The organism is Paenibacillus peoriae KCTC 3763 (genome assembly GCF_000236805.1).
Lineage (GTDB): Bacteria > Bacillota > Bacilli > Paenibacillales > Paenibacillaceae > Paenibacillus > Paenibacillus peoriae.
Map to the genome: position 1 here is coordinate 232,596 of NZ_AGFX01000021.1, position 16,083 is coordinate 248,678.

Below are 16,083 nucleotides of genomic sequence, written 5' to 3' on the forward strand. Positions count from 1 at the left end.
TGTGTAATCACACCTGAGTAATTGAGGGTCTGTTACGCTGAGGATAACAAACAAATACCTATCAATATTTGGAGGAAAACAATATGTTTTGTTATCAATGTGAACAGACGCCGAGTGGCGGTTGTAAGGTAGTCGGGGTGTGCGGCAAGGATGAAACGGTAGCGAGCTTGCAGGATACGATGATTTTTGCCTTAAAAGGTATTGCCGCTTATGCGACTCATGCCAGACAGTTGGGCTATACCGATCCCGAAGTGGATCGTATCACGCACGAAGCGTTATATATGACCTTAACCAATTCCAACTTTAATGTACAAGAGCATTTGGAGATGGCAATGAAGGTCGGAAATGCAGCCGTACGGATCATGGATGTACTGGATCGTGCGCATACAGATCGTTTTGGCATTCCACAGCCGATTACGGTCAGCCAGAATAAAATCGAAGGTCAATGCATCGTCGTGACCGGACATAATTTATATGCGCTGGAGGAATTGCTGCGGCAGACCGAAGGCAAGGGCATCAATATCTATACTCACTCGGAAATGCTGCCAGCGCACGGTTATCCGGCGTTGAAGAAATATGCACATCTCAAAGGCAATATCGGCAAGGCCTGGTACGATCAACGCAGACTGTTTGAGGAGTTCCCAGGCGCGATTCTGGCCACGACGAACTGTGTCATGCCGATTAAAGGCACGTACGCAGACCGCTTCTTCTCTTATGAAGTAGCCGGGCTGGAGGGTGTTGCCAAAATTGTGAACGACGATTTCTCACCACTGATTGAGCGCGCGTTGGCCCTGCCAGCCGCAGATGTAGAGTCTGAACAGGTGCTTACGACAGGATACCATCATGAGACGGTCATCGGGCTGGCACCTGAGATTATTCAAGCAGTTAAAGACGGACATATCCGCCGTTTCTTCGTCATTGCAGGCTGTGATGCACCGGGTAAAGGCGGCAATTATTATCGCGAGCTGGCCACATCCTTGCCGAACGATACGGTCATTTTGACCACGTCCTGCGGTAAATTCCGCTTCAATGATGTGGATTACGGCACCGTTGGAGATACCGGTATTCCGCGTTATATCGATTTGGGACAATGCAACAATTCCGGTTCCACGGTGAAAATCGCTTTGGCGCTGGCCGATGCTTTTGGCTGTACTGTAAATGAGCTGCCGGTCAGCATCGTGTTGTCCTGGTTTGAGCAAAAAGCAGTGGCGATCCTGTTAGGTTTGTTCAGCCTTGGCATTCAGGACATCCGCATCGGACCTAAGCCACCTGAGTTTATCTCGTCTGGTGTATTGGATGTGCTGGTGGAGATGTTTGGCTTGAAGCTGATTACTACAGCAGAAGAAGATATGAAGGCAATGCTGTCGTTGTCGTAATAAGATTGATAAAAGGAACTGCAAAACGCAGTTCCTTTTTTGGTATTGCTTACTGTTTTAGTATTCAACGTTCATCGAATCTTATAAAAATGTCCGTAAGAACTTTTAAGGCCATTTCCGTATCCTTGGCTTCGCGCATTCTCAGCAGTGTCAAAATATTTTTGATACTTAAATCTTCTTCGGTAAGCTCATCATTTTCCTTCACATATGTAAGTAATTGATTAACGCTCACATTCAACGCTTTTGCTATTTTCTCCAAATTTTTTAAGGATATATTTCTCTCCGCCCGCTCGACAAAACCGATATAACTCGAATTGAATCCTGCTTTTTCGGCTAAAGCTTCCTGAGAAAGCCCTTTCGATTTCCGAATATCGCGAATGCGTGTACCGACTAATTCTAGAAGTTCAGACATGGTTACACCTCTCTTTAGTAAGGACTTTACAAGATTGGATTCCAGTCGCTCCAAAGCGCAATATATTGATGAACTAGACTACTTCGATCTAAATATTGTTTATTTGGAAGTATTGGATTTTTGCAAAACCCTCTAGTTAGAAGTGTAGTGAAAGTGTTACATCTAATTAATGACTTGTAATAAGTAAATTGATTTAAAAACTACTATGTAGTAATATTTGTTATGAGGATTTACCGATAGATAGAAAATTATACATTTTTATGGTTTCGAATTGTAGTACGTCCTCATATTGTTTATGAATATTTCAATCAGGAGCTGATTCCCCATGAAAAATTACTCCTTATGCCCACGCTTACATAGTGATTCAGATTACACATTCCACACCTATAGCGAATCCAACGTACTGAATTGCGTGTTGGATTTTCAAAAGCTTGCTCAATATCAGATGAAGCTTGCCCAGCTCATGCGCAACCATATGCAGTTTTATAACTGCCTCATTCTTTGTGATCGAGCGATGTTTTCTATGGGGAAGGCTATGTATGTTCATCGAAATCAAATCATTCCTTTATCCATTAGCTTATCCATGAATGATCTGCTCAGATTGATTCGCACGGATGCTGAGCCGGGCTTGGATATGGTGCTGTTTATGGGTACCGTGCATTATCTTGTTTCTGGAGAGGAGGAAGCATCTAAGGAGACGATGAAGCCGGAGGAAGTAGACATGCTGCTTTATAAAACAGACCATATTTTAAAGTGTTTATCACGGAGAATGATAGCTCGTCCAACCGAGCAGTATCTATCTATTTTTAAAGAAAAACCACTCAATTAAATCGTTGTTGATTATAGCTGCTTCTATTTCCTCCAGTGATATAATGGCGGGAAGGGATATATTGGCCACGGCTTAAAAGCTCCACAGCAGAAAGGGTGTTAATATAGATGCCTACATACAATAAGCTAGTGCGGGATCGGATTCCGCATATCATTATGTCTCAGGGCAAGGAATGCAGCGTACGCATTTTGGAGTCAGAGGAATATAAGCAGGCGCTTAGAATGAAGCTTCTTGAAGAAGCAGAGGAATATTTTGAAACGGCAAAAGATCAGGATGCATTGGAAGAACTGGCGGATATGCTGGAAGTCGTCCGGGCGCTGGCAGAAGTACATGGAGCGAATGCGGCAGAACTGGACAAGCTGCGGGCAGACAAAGCCGAGGCACGAGGTGGCTTTCAGGAGCGGGTGTTTTTAATCGATGTGGATGAGGCTGAAATATAGCGTATCAATAACTGTGTTGCTAGGACTTTGCCATTGTTAAAAAGGTAAAGTCCTTTTTTCATTCTCCACACAAAGGTTAAAATTTTATAAAAAAAGTTCAAAACCAGCAAAGACCTTTCCCGGCCTGGAATGATACCATGTGGTTGCACATAAGAAAAGGAGAGGCGCTCATCGCCACTCTATTGTAAGCGCTATCTATTTTCTATTTTAATCAGCACTTACCTGAGGAGTTTGCAAAATCCTTCAAAATGACCCGCATCACATGAGGAAAGGGGAGCTTCACATGAAAAAAGGAGCTGTCGCTATATGGCTTCTGGTTTTAGCCTTAATGCTTTCAGCCTGTAATTTGGCGGAGAGTGGAACGGGCAGCAAGGAAAAAGGCTATGTGGGTATTTCCATGCCGACCAAATCATCCGAGCGTTGGGTAGGAGACGGGGAGAATATGGTCCGGCTGTTTCAGGAGCAAGGCTATAAAACGGATTTACAGTATGCCGAGGACGTGGTAGAAAACCAGATCTCCCAAATTGAGAACATGATCACCAAGGGTGTCAATGTGATGGTGATCGCTTCGGTAGACGGCAACACGCTGACAGACGTCATCAAGAAGGCACATGACCGGGGGATTCAGGTCATTTCCTATGACCGTTTGATTCGGAACACGCCGTATCTGACGTATTATGCGACCTTCGACAACTTTAAAGTAGGTGTGCTACAGGCGGCGTATATTGAGCAGAAGCTGGGACTCAAGGAAGGCAAAGGCCCCTTCAATATCGAGCTGTTTGGTGGTTCGCCGGATGACAATAACGCCTATTTCTTCTTTAACGGTGCGATGTCGGTCCTCAAGCCATACATCGATTCAGGCAAATTGGTCGTACGCAGCAAGCAGATGACGATGGCGCAGATCGCTACGCTGCGATGGGATGGAGCCTTGGCCCAGTCGCGGATGGATAATCTGCTGAGTGCCTACTATTCGGGGGCTAATCTGGACGCGGTGTTATCTCCTTATGATGGAATTAGCATTGGTATTATTTCATCTCTTAAAGGGGTTGGCTACGGATCAGCGAACAAGCCGCTGCCGATCATTACGGGGCAGGATGCGGAGCTGGCTTCGATCAAGTCGATTGTGGCCGGAGAGCAGACGCAAACCATATTCAAGGATACCCGCAAGCTGGCTGAGCAGACGGTTGTGATGGCCAACAGCATTTTACAGGGCAAGCAAGCGCAAGTGAATGACGCTAAATCATATAACAACGGGGTAAAAGTAGTTCCTGCTTATTTGCTTGATCCCATCTCGGTAGATCGGACGAATGTCGAAAAGGATATTGTTGGCAGCCATTATTACACCAAAGAGCAAATTGGACTGAAATAAGAGCAGGCTATCTAAAGTGGAAGGAGCGTATCCCATGACTGGAATCATATTGGAAATGAAGGGAATTACCAAAACCTTTCCTGGCGTGAAGGCATTGGAAAATGTGAATCTCAAGATCAAGGAAGGCGAAATTCATTCCCTGTGCGGTGAGAACGGTGCGGGCAAATCGACGCTGATGAAGGTACTGAGCGGTGTATATCCGCATGGGACCTACGAAGGGGATATTATTTTCCAGGGCAAAACATGTGAATTCAAGGATATCAAGCAGAGCGAGGAATTGGGTATCGTCATTATCCATCAGGAGCTGGCGCTGATTCCGTATCTGTCGATTGCCGAAAATATTTATCTGGGCAACGAACGCGCGAGCGGCGGCGTGATTGATTGGAAAGAGACCTTTGTGGGTACACGTGAGCTGCTGTCCAAGGTCGGCTTGAGCGAAAATCCCAATACACTCGTTACGAATATCGGGGTCGGGAAGCAGCAACTGGTCGAAATTGCGAAAGCGCTTTCTAAAAAGGTAAAACTGCTTATTCTCGATGAACCTACGGCGGCGCTGAATGAGGATGATAGCGAAAATCTGCTTAATCTGATGCTGGAATTTAAGAAACAGGGTATTTCCTGTATTCTGATCTCCCACAAGCTGAATGAGGTCGCGAAGGTATCGGATTCGATCACGATTTTGCGGGATGGGAAGACGATTGAGACGCTGGATATGAAGAAGGATGAGGTCACCGAGGATCGGATTATCAGCGGGATGGTTGGACGCGATCTGACCAGCCGTTATCCAGAGCGCCATGCAGAGATTGGCAAAGTTATTTTGGAAGTGAAGGACTGGACGGTCTATCACGAGCATCATGCAGAACGCAAGGTGCTGGATCAGGTGAATTTGAATATCCGACGCGGTGAGATTGTCGGGATTGCCGGATTGATGGGGGCGGGGCGAACGGAGCTTGCGATGAGTATTTTTGGCAAGTCGTACGGACGCAATATCTCGGGCCAACTGATTAAGGACGGCAAGCCGATCCAGAATAACACGGTTACGGACGCGATTAACAACGGATTTGCTTATGTGACGGAGGATCGCAAGGAATATGGCCTGATTCTGATGGATGATATCAAGCGCAATATTTCACTGACGGGCCTGAACAAGCTGACCAAGGGTGTTGTCGTCAATGAGCAGGAGGAAGTTGTCGTTGCCGAGGATATGAAAAAAAGCATGAACATCAAAGCGCCGAGCATTTTACAGAAAACGGGCAATCTGAGCGGCGGCAATCAGCAGAAGGTCGTACTGAGCAAATGGATTTTTGCCGGGCCGGATATTCTGATTCTCGATGAGCCGACGCGCGGTATTGATGTAGGTGCCAAATATGAAATTTACACGATTATTCACCGACTTGCCGCTGAAGGCAAGGGCGTGCTGGTCATTTCATCCGAGCTGCCGGAGGTACTGGGCTTGTGTGACCGGATTTACGTTATGAATGCAGGGCGAATCACCGGAGAGGTTAGCCGTGAGGACGCGTCGCAGGAAACGTTGATGAGATATATGACCAAGTCAGGAGGCGTGAAGCATGGAAACCATAACTAAATTATTTAAAAATAACATCCGCCAGTATGGCATGATGATTGCACTGGTCGTTATTATGATCCTGTTTGAAGTGCTGACGGGCGGGCTGCTGTTAAAGCCGATCAATATTACAAATCTGATTTTGCAAAACAGCTACATTCTTGTGCTGGCCATCGGGATGGTGCTGGTTATCATCACCGGACATATTGATTTGTCTGTCGGCTCGATTGCTGCTTTTGTCGGGGCAGTTGCCGCCATTATGATGGTCGATTGGCAGCTTCCGGCGTGGATCGCCGTAATTGCAGCTTTGTTGGTTGGAGCGCTGATTGGCGCATGGCAAGGGTTCTGGGTCGCCTACGTGCGGATTCCGGCGTTTATCGTGACATTGGCGGGAATGCTGCTCTTCCGCGGATTGACGATGATTGTACTGGAAGGCCAATCCATCTCTCCTTTTCCGGGGGGCTTCCAAAAAATCAGTTCAGGGTTCCTGCCGGATTTTGCATCCTCCGGTTATAACCTGGTATCCATCATTGTCGGCATCGCGCTTACGGTTTGGTATATCGTCAATGAGTTTCGCGAGCGTCGTTCCCAGCTTAAATACGGTTTTGAGATTCCGTCACAGACTCTGTTTGTACTCAAGCTGATTGTGGTGGCTGCGATCATCAATCTGTTCACCTTTATGCTCGCAAGCTATGCGGGAATTCCGAACATTCTCGTATTGCTGTTCATTCTGATTGTCGTCTACTCCTTTATGATGAACCGCACGGTAATGGGTCGCCATGTGTACGCGCTGGGTGGAAATGAAAAGGCGGCAGGCCTGTCTGGTGTCAAAACGAAAAAAGTAACTTTCTGGGTATTCGTAAACATGGGCGTGCTGGCTGCCATTTCCGGTTTGATCTTCGCCGCACGTCTGAATGCGGCTACGCCAAGAGCAGGTACGAACTTCGAGTTGGATGCCATCGCAGCCTGCTTCATTGGCGGAGCCTCGGCAACCGGCGGGATCGGGACCGTTTTTGGAGCGATTATCGGTGGCCTGGTAATGGGCGTACTGAATAACGGCATGTCCCTGATTGGTTTGGGTATTGACTGGCAGCAAGGGATCAAAGGTCTGGTACTGCTGCTGGCGGTTGCCTTCGATATTTACAACAAAAACAAAAGATCGGCTTAATCTCATCTTCAAGTGATCGCGTATAACCAATAAGGAACCTCCAGTCCACTTGATATGTGGATACTGGAGGTTCCTTGTTTGTTTGACCTTGCAGGCCACGATCATACGTATTTAAGTTGTCACCATTTGTCCGCCATTGACATGCAGTGTTTGGCCTGTAATAAAGGAGCCGTCATCTGAAGCCAGCAGCACATAAGCGGGGGCCAGCTCATAAGGCTGCCCGGCACGCTTCATCGGTGTATTGGTGCCGAAGGTGCGGATCGCTTCCGGTGATTGTGTGGCGGCATTCAGCGGAGTCCAGATCGGACCGGGAGCAATGGCGTTCACACGAATCCCCTGATCGACCAGATTATTAGCCAGAGCGCGGGTAAAACTCACAATCGCACCTTTGGTGGATGCATAGTCGATCAGATTCTTTTGCCCGACATACGCTGTAATCGAAGCCGTATTGACGATGCTGGCTCCAGCTCGCATATACGGCAGTGCTTCTGTGGTCATATGAAAGAAGGAAATAATATTCGTATCAAACGTGTCACGAAGTTGTTGTTCACTGATATCCAGATACGATTCGCGCACAAACTGAACACCCATGTTATTAATGAGGATATCGATACGACCGAAGGTTTCCATCGTTTGTTGGACAACCAGACAGCAGTTGCTTTTTAGCCTCAGATCGCCTGGAATTAACAAACAACGTCTGCCGAGCTTGTGAATCACATCGCGGGTTTCCATCGCATCCCGATGCTCATCGAGATAGGCAATGACCAGATCGGCTCCTTCTTTGGCAAAGGCCACAGCAACCGCACGACCAATACCGCTATCACCGCCGCTAATAATCGCTACCCGATCCTGAAGCTTTCCAGTGCCGATATACTTTGGATTATCAAAAATAGGGCGTGGAACCATTAGATATTCCAACCCTGGTTGTCTGTATTGATGCTGGGGAGGAAAAGCAATCGGAACTTCTTTACATTGGGTTTCTGTACCGTAATTAGGATACTGCCAATTCATTATTAATCTCCTTCTTTAGGCGTTTTGAAATCCAATATATTCGAAATGGGCGCAAACGGTGACTCACAACGGTTTCCTGTAAGCGGGCTGTCTCCGTTAACTGCGAGTTGTGTTTAAATCATAAATTATCCCGAAATCGTTGCTCCATCCGCCGGAATATGGACACGCTTCCCCAAGCCTTCACGGTTGATATGTTCCGCAAGTTCGGAGCGAGTTAGCAGACAATGGTTGATGGCTTCCATGTGGATAGCCACGACTTGTGTATAAGGGGCGTGCTGCGCTACCGTCGTCACATCCTGGGCAGTCATAATGATGGGATCACCCACTGTAAAACGCGCTCCTCCAGCGTTCACAATTGTCCAGTCAGGACGATATTCGTCCAGTGTTTTGGCAACTTCACTGCACCAGATGGTATCCCCGGCCAAATAGACGACAGGCTCATCAGGAGCTTGAAACACAAAGCCTGAAACGGGCCCCATCTGCTCCCCGATTTCTCCGGTACCGTGATGTCCAGTTGTGCGGATGATCTCGATTTCTCCCATAGACCCAACCATCCAAATCGGATTCACCTGTGTAAAACCGTCAGCAGCAATCTGCTCTTCATTACCGGGCTGACAGAAGACGGGGATTTGCTTGTCCAGCCATTGTACTGCCGCCGGGTCCCAATGATCCGGGTGCAAATGCGTAACGATCACAACGTCAGGCTGTACGAGCGTTTCCCATTGTGGAGGCAATGGAACCAGCGGATTGCGACGATCATTCGCCGTATTCGGAATAGGCGGATTTACGCCAGGCTCGCTCAGCATCGGGTCGATCAGAAATTTTACTCCACCATATTCCAGCCATAGGGTTGCATTGCGGATCAATGTGATTTTCATATATTGAAAGCTCCTTTGGTATAGTCGATAAAATTTTTTAGCCGGATAAGTTCGGCGGTTCGTTGTTTCTGTTACAATCATATCTGACGCCAAAGATGCAGGCTATGGAACTATTTGTGCCCGATGAGGTCGACCTGCGCATTCTTCGTCATCTGATTGAGGACAGCTCTTTATCGCACAAGGAAATTGGTCTGCTCGTTCATCTTACGGGTCAAGCGGTAGGAGCGCGTGTTCGGAAAATGGAGGATGCAGGCATCATCGAAGGATATACTATACGCTGGAGCCCTGAAAAAATGAAGCAGACCATTCACGCCTTTATTACGGTCCCATACATAAACAAGCATGGTTAAAAAGGAGACGTGTACTTCTATGAAGCAGGCAGCACAATATCGTGAAGGTCAGGACCAATTGCGTCATGAGCTGAATACGATTGAGGCGTGGGAAAAAGAGCAAAAGGACATTTTTTTCTGGGAAAAAATCGGCAGATGGCCTTTTATGCTGCTGGATCGGCTGACGCCTAAAATCATTAAAGACAAGCTGGAGCAACTGCTTAACGAGTTGGGAAGCTTCATTCAAAACGGCGGCAAATATTTGGTGAACGAAGAAACCGTTCTAAACAAGCTAAAGCAGACGACTCGTGAACATATCATTCGGCAAAATGGTACTGATTCAGATCGCAGCCCTGAACCGGCATGGGGGCTTAAGCAGGCGGCTGAATTGCCGCTCACGATCATGGATCAGACCGCTGATGAAATAATATCAGGTCGTGTTACCTTCGCCACCGCTCAGGGAGCGACAACAGGGGTTGGCGGTGTGTTTACCATCGCAGCGGATATTCCTATTTTGCTCGGCTTGTCGCTCAAAGTACTGCAGGAAATGGCGTTGTGCTACGGCTTCAATCCCGATGATAAGCAGGAACGCATATTTATCATCAAGTGTATGCAATTCGCTTCATCCGACATCGTGGGAAAAAAGGCTGTGCTGGAGGAACTGGCCTTGTTTGATGATCCTTCACGCCAGGCGCAGGTCTTTTCCCAGATGCAGGGATGGAAAGAAGTCGTAAATACGTACCGCGACCAGTTTGGCTGGAAAAAGCTGCTTCAGATGGTTCCGATTGCGGGCATTCTGTTTGGCTCCATCGCCAATCGAAGCGCGATTCGTGACATAGCTGAGGTAGGTAAAATGCTATACAAAAAGCGTCGTATTCTGATGCGTCTGGCTGAAGCCAAAAATTGATTACACTTCGGCTCCATTTTCTTCGGCCCAGCGGTTCAGGGTTTTGTCTGTAGGCAGCAAGAAGGTCAAAATGCCGAGCAGCGGCAAAAAGCCACACAGGAACATGATGTTCGTGATGCCTACTTTGTCGATCCAGTTGCCGAGTACCAGCGCTCCCACTCCGCCAAGGCCAAAAGCGAGACCCGTGATCAGACCGGAGACTGTTCCGATTTTGCCGGGTACGAGCATCTGCGCGTATACAACGGTAATGGAGAAGCTCGACAGCATGATAAAACCGATAATTGGCAACAGGATAGCAGTCCAGAATTGGTTGGCATAAGGCAGCAACAGTGCAAGAGGCGCGGCCAATACCATGGACAGGAAAATCATATTACGTTTACCAAAACGGTCTGCCAGCGGCCCACCAAAGAAGGTGCCTAGCGCACCAGCTCCGAGGAACAGGAAAATGTACAGCTGTGCATCAGCCAGTGGCATTTTAAATACTTCCATCAGGTAAAACGCATAGTAGCTTCCGACCGAGGTCGAATACCACGAACGGACAAATACCAGTAGAATGAGGACAATCATGGCAAACATAATGCGGTTGCGTACTTCGGGCTTCATACGGCGTGCGACCGCTTTTTTACGTGCAAAGCCTTCTGTACGCAGGACGTTGCCATACCAGCGGGCGATGAACGACTGTATCACAATCCCGGCTGCCGCAATACCTGTGAACCAGATAGCGCCAAATTGCCCTAACGGGATAAAAATCCAGCTCGTAAGCATCGGTGCCAGCGACTGGCCTGCATTGCCGCCAACCTGGAAAATGGATTGGGCCAGCCCGCGGCGTGATCCGGCCGCCATATGGGATACCCGCGAGCCTTCCGGGTGAAAGGCGGCGGATCCCAGACCGACGAAGATAACCGCGAGCAGCACCGCTTTATAATCCGGGGCATAGGCAAGGAGCAGCATACCTGTCAGTGTAAAGCCCATACCGATGGGCAGGATAGCAGGCGTAGGTCTCTTGTCCGAAAACAAGCCAATCACCGGCTGCATGATGGAAGCCGTAAAATTAATGGCGAATGAAATCCAGCCGATCTGCGTATAGTTCAGGCTCATGGATTCCTTCAAGATCGGAAAGATCGCAGGTATGACCGATTGAATCGAGTCATTGAATAGATGGACGAAGCTGATGGCAATCAGAATCGCAAACACGGTGCCCTTCGCTTGTGGTCCCTGAAGCGGGAGCGATTGGCCTGTTTCTTTTTTTGCTGCAGAGTTAGTAGTCATGGCAACCTCCGGTTAAGTATGTATGTTTTAAGATATAGGAAGCGATCCGTTTGCAGCAAATGGCTGAAAGTGGAACAAAGCCTATCTTTGCTCGGTGCTGCTAACTCATACGGCTGCATACTCGTCATTGCTTGATTTAATTCGTTTTTGTTTGCGGCTCATGGAAATCCAAATGTTTATCATTTTTGAAACCGATATATAGATGAGCATTGGGATGGAATGTTGCAAAATGCTGATTGGAAATAGAGAAAGAAAAGGGGAGCAAGCATGAGAAAAACAGGGATAATTGTACTAGCTGCAGCGATGATCTGTGGAGTGACAGCAGGCGCTACACTAAACAACGGCTCAACAGCGGCGGCGGCAGAGACAGCGACGAATGTAATCGCGAACAACTCTTGGAAAACCGCTAAAATTATGGATGTGGTCGACCGGGATAACTACTTGCTGGATGACGGTTCTTTATGGAGAAAAAGCATAGACGGTCCAGTTATTGAAAAATTGAATTTGAAGGGAATTACGGGCAGCAAGGATGAAAGAGTAGACTATTACGGCTGGACTCAGGACGGAAGGGTAGCTAACTGGGATAATATTTCCGACCATGCAACATTAGCGACTCAATCCTCAGGAGTTAAAGAGATCACCGGAGAGGGCTTGGCTATTAAAAACGATGGGACGGTCTCTTGGGGAAGAGGCAAGATCGAGGGAATATCAGATGCCATCGACGGCGATAAGATAAGCACCTATTTTACGGTTCTTACTCGCTCCGGTGATGTATGGTATTCCACAGGCTACGCGGGCTCCAAGCCGCGCAAAATAGGACATGTAGATGATGCGCTTAATATCAAAATGAGTACGGCTTATGCCGCGGTGCTGAAGGAAGACGGTCATGTCACGATGTTGGATATGCTGACGAATGAACCGCCGCGTGAAGTGGGGAGTGATATTGCTTCGATATTGTGGAAAAAAGGTACGCATGTCTTAATTACCGTACATCGCGACGGGACGGTGTGGAGCTATGATCGGCTGAAAAAATATCCGGCGGTACAGCTTAGCGGATTGTCTAATGTTGTACGGCTGGTTGATTCACCTGACGAGCTTTTTGCACAATTAAAGGATGGTTCATGGGTCGGCTATAAGGATGGCATCACGACTCCTTTAAGTTTACCTACATTAACAGGGATGACTCTGTTGACGACCTCCAAAGAGGCTGCGATCGGTGACCGTGTTCAGTTGAATGTACAGGAGACGTATTCCAATGGCTATCGGCTCACACGGCATCCCGAAGTCAGTGAAATTGAAGTAGAGAAGCCTCAGGTTGCCGAACTGCAGCAGGACGGCTCAGGCAAACTCAACGTACGGGGCATTGGCAGTACAGCCGTATCTCTGCGGACCGAAGGGATACCATCATCTTTTACCCTGAAAGTAGCGTCTGATCAAACATTGACCGGGGCGGCTGTGCTGAACGGAAGTGTGTATTTGCCTGTACAGCCTGTGTTCAAGACACTGGGCGGATCAGTAACCGTAGCAAATCAGACTTTTACGATCAAGCTCGGCAAAAACAATATTGTACTCCAAAAAGGGAGTTCATCTGCGATGGTGAATGGCAAACCTGTTGCGCTTAAAGGCAAGATACAAACAGTCAATGGACAGGTGGTATTCCCGGGAACATTGCTGACCGATTTAAAACTGGGAGGATTTAAGTGGAATCGTGATCGGCAGCAAGCGGAACTAGCTGTGGGTGCTACCAAACTTGTGATTGAGACGCCGGAAACGGCAAAAATTATCAAAGCCATTGATCTGGGCAGTCTGTCCAAACTCATTGGCAAAACCTATTGGGTCAATAACTTCTATAATGCTGGAGAGCGCTTTGGCAAAGTAACAGTTAAAGATATCGAGGTCAGTACGGATCCGAATGGTGTTAAATCGTATGAAGTTATTTTTCAGGGCGCGAATGGCGTAACTTATAACACGTTTTCCATGGTTGGAGCTTCGCGCATCCCGCAAATGCTGTCCGATTCCGATCAGTTCCTGACTTACGATCCCTACAAGAAATATCAATGGTCGCAAGCCATTTGGAACAAGATTAAAAATAATGAAGTCAGCGTGGGCATGAATACGACGCAAGTGCAGTTCGCATGGGGAAACCCAACAGTCAGAGAAAAGGGATCTGCTTCAAACGGAACCCAGGTCGCAGCCTGGGTATATGGCAACCGTAGTCTTTATTTTAAAGCGGTGGGTTTTGTAAATGGTAAAGTTATAGAGGTATGGCTGTAAGGTTATGACGTTTCCATAATAGCTTTGAACGAGGGTGTCTCAAGAGCCGCATAAAGGGCCTATGAGATGCCTTTTTTTTGTTTTAACAAAACTATGCTCTTTATTTAACAAATGCAAGCTATGATTTTTATGCCGTACAACCTGTTGTGTGGATGAACACAAAGCAAGTATGAAGAGCACAAGAGAGGATATGATTAAACAATGAAATTGCTAAGCAAGCCATTATCAGCTGCTTTATTATCTGTACCATTACTTCTAGGTTCCCTGGGAGGAAGCTATGCGAGTGCGGCAACTCTACCAACAACAGTATCTCCATCCGAGCCGTCCGGGGGATATTTCGTAGACCACTATAAAAATAATACCTCTGCAAATAAAACGGAAAGCTCAAATCCAACCCTCGGACTGCTCTCTGGATTTACCAAGCTTTGGACTCCTGGCGCAACCTGGGATACGGGCACCAAACTCAACAGCAGCGTGCTGGACGCCAATATTCAAAAAGTGATTGATATAGCGGCACGCCGTACTTCCAGTGAAGCCGATGCGGCTTATTTGGATGATCGCAGAAATCAGAGCTACAGTGTAATTGACGGTCTGGGTTCGCTTACCGATGTATATCGAAAAAATGCAGGGGCAACTACAACTATCAACGACGTTGCGGCAGATGCCCTGACTAAAAAATACGAAGATGACGGAACCAATGCAGGAAGTATAAGCTCCAGTCTTGGCAATATCGTGAATTTGGTCAATACCTTGCGTGGTGATTACTCTTCGACAAGCTCGGCTAAGGCATACTTTAGCTATCCTCGTCCGTTTCGCTGGAGCGATAATTCAGTCGTAGTTCCGACCCTGCTGCCCGCTCAAAATCCAGACCCAAGCAAGGATGGCGGTTTTCCTAGTGGTCATACCAACGCGGCGTATCTCAGCGCCATTGCGATGGCCTACGCTGTACCAGAGCGTTACCAGGAACTGCTGACACGAGCTTCGGAACTGGGCAACAATCGTATTGTTGCTGGTATGCATTCCCCATTTGATGTGATGGGAGGTCGCGTCATGGCAACGGCGACGGCGGCTGCCATTCTGTCTGATCCGGCCAATAGCAGTTTGAAGAAAGCAGCTTACCAGGATGCACACAGTAAATTGTTAACGGAAAAGGGGACAGCGCCCGATCGGTTCAGCAATTACGCTGCCAATAAAAAGGACTATACACAACGATTGACCTACGGATTCAGCCAGATTAATCCCACAACAACGCCGATGATGGTGCCTAAGGGGGCTGAGGTGCTGCTGGAAACACGTCTGCCTTACCTTGACAGCACACAACGCCGTTGGGTATTGGCTACGACAGGTCTTCCTTCCGGCTATCCCGTGCTTGACGATGCCGAAGGATGGGGACGACTCAACCTGTTTTCCGCCGCGGACGGTTATGGTGCTTTTGCCGATCATGTTACCGTGACTATGGATTCCTCCAAAGGCGGTTTCAATGCATTGGATCGCTGGCGCAACAATATCTCCGGCGTTGGAAAGCTGACCAAAAAGGGAACAGGTACGTTGAAGCTAATGGGCAACAATACGTATTCCGGCGGTACACAGCTCGAGCAAGGCATTCTGGAGGGGAACTCGGAGACGGCTTTCGGAAGTGGTGATGTTACGAATAATGGAGGCACTCTCCGCACTAATACTTCCGGCAAGCTCGTTATTGGCGGTAATTACAAGCAAACTGCCAAGGGATCACTTGAGCTTAATCTGGACAGTAAAAATGCCGTGCTCAAAACGAAGGGAACAGCCGTACTTGGCGGAAAATTGCGTCTTAATTTCTCCAAGAAGTATGTACCGGCTAATGGTGCCACGATCTTGACCTATGGTAAACGGAATGGAGCATTTTCTTCCGTTGAAACTTCAGGTTTGCCGAGCAAATATAAAGTAAAGGTTGTCTATAAAGCGGACAGCGTTCAGTTAAAAGTGACAAAATAACCAAACAGGACGATTAAAAAAGTGCACCTTTGGGCTTCTCTGAACTGTGGCCCCAATTGAGGACACTTTGAACAAAGCCCCCGCTCAGGCAGCCAATAGATGACTTCTGTATTCGTCAGGAGTCATCTTTTTTAATGCCCATTGGTAGCGGCCTGAGTTGTAGTATGCAATGCAGTCATTGATGTATGCCCATAATTCTTGAATAGTTGCACACGTATTCCAGATCATCCTTCATATGGCCGAAGAATGTTTCCATAGAGGCATTGTCCCAATGATACCCGCGCGT

At 47.6% G+C, this 16,083-nt stretch carries 14 protein-coding genes and 1 pseudogene; 10 read left to right on the forward strand and 5 right to left on the reverse strand.

Annotation, left to right across the window (positions count from 1 at the left end):
• Positions 1 to 83 precede the first annotated feature (83 nt).
• Positions 84 to 1,376 (forward strand): hydroxylamine reductase, encoded by a 1,293-nt coding sequence (gene hcp / locus KQI_RS0114815; RefSeq protein ID WP_010347586.1) that lies wholly within the window; start codon positions 84 to 86, stop codon positions 1,374 to 1,376.
• 64 nt (positions 1,377 to 1,440) lie between these two features.
• Here the strand turns inward: hcp and KQI_RS0114820 are convergent, their stop codons facing one another.
• Entirely contained in the window at positions 1,441 to 1,788 is a 348-nt protein-coding gene (locus KQI_RS0114820; protein WP_010347587.1) for a helix-turn-helix domain-containing protein, read from the reverse strand.
• Positions 1,789 to 2,113: 325 nt separating this feature from the next.
• Here KQI_RS0114820 and KQI_RS0114825 point away from each other — a divergent pair, with 325 nt between their 5' ends.
• The 5 genes from KQI_RS0114825 (at position 2,114) to mmsB (ending at position 7,158) form a co-directional block, all read left to right on the forward strand.
• On the forward strand, positions 2,114 to 2,617 hold the full coding sequence (locus KQI_RS0114825) for a hypothetical protein (protein ID WP_010347588.1): 504 nt from the start codon (positions 2,114 to 2,116) through the stop codon (positions 2,615 to 2,617).
• Between the two features lie 107 nt (positions 2,618 to 2,724).
• Entirely contained in the window at positions 2,725 to 3,057 is a 333-nt protein-coding gene (locus KQI_RS0114830) for a nucleoside triphosphate pyrophosphohydrolase (RefSeq protein ID WP_010347589.1), read from the forward strand.
• Positions 3,058 to 3,340: 283 nt separating this feature from the next.
• Entirely contained in the window at positions 3,341 to 4,426 is a 1,086-nt protein-coding gene (gene chvE, locus KQI_RS0114835; RefSeq protein ID WP_010347590.1) for a multiple monosaccharide ABC transporter substrate-binding protein, read from the forward strand.
• A gap of 34 nt (positions 4,427 to 4,460) precedes the next feature.
• Positions 4,461 to 6,011: a multiple monosaccharide ABC transporter ATP-binding protein gene (mmsA, locus tag KQI_RS0114840; RefSeq protein WP_010347591.1), complete on the forward strand. Its 1,551-nt coding sequence runs from the start codon at positions 4,461 to 4,463 to the stop codon at positions 6,009 to 6,011.
• Positions 5,995 to 7,158 (forward strand): multiple monosaccharide ABC transporter permease, encoded by a 1,164-nt coding sequence (gene mmsB, locus KQI_RS0114845; protein WP_010347592.1) that lies wholly within the window; start codon positions 5,995 to 5,997, stop codon positions 7,156 to 7,158. The genes mmsA and mmsB overlap by 17 nt, the downstream gene beginning before the upstream one ends.
• Before the next feature lie 111 nt (positions 7,159 to 7,269).
• Here mmsB and KQI_RS0114850 read toward each other — a convergent pair whose 3' ends face one another.
• Both KQI_RS0114850 and KQI_RS0114855 read right to left on the reverse strand, forming a co-directional pair.
• Complete coding sequence (locus KQI_RS0114850) at positions 7,270 to 8,169, reverse strand: glucose 1-dehydrogenase (RefSeq protein ID WP_010347593.1); 900 nt, start codon at positions 8,167 to 8,169, stop codon at positions 7,270 to 7,272.
• A gap of 125 nt (positions 8,170 to 8,294) precedes the next feature.
• Complete coding sequence (locus tag KQI_RS0114855) at positions 8,295 to 9,047, reverse strand: MBL fold metallo-hydrolase (protein ID WP_010347594.1); 753 nt, start codon at positions 9,045 to 9,047, stop codon at positions 8,295 to 8,297.
• Between the two features lie 104 nt (positions 9,048 to 9,151).
• Between KQI_RS0114855 and KQI_RS26925 the strand changes: the two are divergent.
• Both KQI_RS26925 and KQI_RS0114865 read left to right on the forward strand, forming a co-directional pair.
• A pseudogene (locus KQI_RS26925) lies at positions 9,152 to 9,373 on the forward strand (Lrp/AsnC family transcriptional regulator); the annotation flags it as partial.
• Between the two features lie 43 nt (positions 9,374 to 9,416).
• Positions 9,417 to 10,283, forward strand: coding sequence for an EcsC family protein (locus KQI_RS0114865; RefSeq protein ID WP_010347596.1), 867 nt, complete (start codon positions 9,417 to 9,419; stop codon positions 10,281 to 10,283).
• On the opposite strand, the gene KQI_RS0114870 is transcribed toward KQI_RS0114865, so the two are convergent.
• Positions 10,284 to 11,552 carry an MFS transporter gene (locus KQI_RS0114870; protein WP_010347597.1) on the reverse strand — a complete coding sequence of 423 codons (1,269 nt, stop codon included), beginning with the start codon at positions 11,550 to 11,552 and terminating at the stop codon, positions 10,284 to 10,286.
• A gap of 267 nt (positions 11,553 to 11,819) precedes the next feature.
• On the opposite strand from KQI_RS0114870, the gene KQI_RS0114875 reads away from it, so the two are divergent.
• Positions 11,820 to 13,826 carry a copper amine oxidase N-terminal domain-containing protein gene (locus KQI_RS0114875; protein ID WP_010347598.1) on the forward strand — a complete coding sequence of 669 codons (2,007 nt, stop codon included), beginning with the start codon at positions 11,820 to 11,822 and terminating at the stop codon, positions 13,824 to 13,826.
• A 201-nt stretch (positions 13,827 to 14,027) separates the two neighbouring features.
• Complete coding sequence (locus tag KQI_RS0114880; RefSeq protein WP_010347599.1) at positions 14,028 to 15,797, forward strand: acid phosphatase; 1,770 nt, start codon at positions 14,028 to 14,030, stop codon at positions 15,795 to 15,797.
• Between the two features lie 84 nt (positions 15,798 to 15,881).
• Here the strand turns inward: KQI_RS0114880 and KQI_RS29815 are convergent, their stop codons facing one another.
• Positions 15,882 to 16,025 (reverse strand): IS3 family transposase, encoded by a 144-nt coding sequence (locus KQI_RS29815; RefSeq protein WP_080572148.1) that lies wholly within the window; start codon positions 16,023 to 16,025, stop codon positions 15,882 to 15,884.
• Positions 16,026 to 16,083: the final 58 nt, after the last annotated feature.

What these genes read in the sequence shown, in the direction of transcription:
- hcp (WP_010347586.1), top strand. Translation starts at nt 84, where the DNA reads ATGTTTTGTTATCAATGTGAACAGACGCCGAGTGGCGGTTGTAAGGTA.
- KQI_RS0114820 (WP_010347587.1), bottom strand. Translation starts at nt 1,788, where the DNA reads ATGTCTGAACTTCTAGAATTAGTCGGTACACGCATTCGCGATATTCGG.
- KQI_RS0114825 (WP_010347588.1), top strand. Translation starts at nt 2,114, where the DNA reads ATGAAAAATTACTCCTTATGCCCACGCTTACATAGTGATTCAGATTAC.
- KQI_RS0114830 (WP_010347589.1), top strand. Translation starts at nt 2,725, where the DNA reads ATGCCTACATACAATAAGCTAGTGCGGGATCGGATTCCGCATATCATT.
- chvE (WP_010347590.1), top strand. Translation starts at nt 3,341, where the DNA reads ATGAAAAAAGGAGCTGTCGCTATATGGCTTCTGGTTTTAGCCTTAATG.
- mmsA (WP_010347591.1), top strand. Translation starts at nt 4,461, where the DNA reads ATGACTGGAATCATATTGGAAATGAAGGGAATTACCAAAACCTTTCCT.
- mmsB (WP_010347592.1), top strand. Translation starts at nt 5,995, where the DNA reads ATGGAAACCATAACTAAATTATTTAAAAATAACATCCGCCAGTATGGC.
- KQI_RS0114850 (WP_010347593.1), bottom strand. Translation starts at nt 8,169, where the DNA reads ATGAATTGGCAGTATCCTAATTACGGTACAGAAACCCAATGTAAAGAA.
- KQI_RS0114855 (WP_010347594.1), bottom strand. Translation starts at nt 9,047, where the DNA reads ATGAAAATCACATTGATCCGCAATGCAACCCTATGGCTGGAATATGGT.
- KQI_RS0114865 (WP_010347596.1), top strand. Translation starts at nt 9,417, where the DNA reads ATGAAGCAGGCAGCACAATATCGTGAAGGTCAGGACCAATTGCGTCAT.
- KQI_RS0114870 (WP_010347597.1), bottom strand. Translation starts at nt 11,552, where the DNA reads ATGACTACTAACTCTGCAGCAAAAAAAGAAACAGGCCAATCGCTCCCG.
- KQI_RS0114875 (WP_010347598.1), top strand. Translation starts at nt 11,820, where the DNA reads ATGAGAAAAACAGGGATAATTGTACTAGCTGCAGCGATGATCTGTGGA.
- KQI_RS0114880 (WP_010347599.1), top strand. Translation starts at nt 14,028, where the DNA reads ATGAAATTGCTAAGCAAGCCATTATCAGCTGCTTTATTATCTGTACCA.
- KQI_RS29815 (WP_080572148.1), bottom strand. Translation starts at nt 16,025, where the DNA reads ATGATCTGGAATACGTGTGCAACTATTCAAGAATTATGGGCATACATC.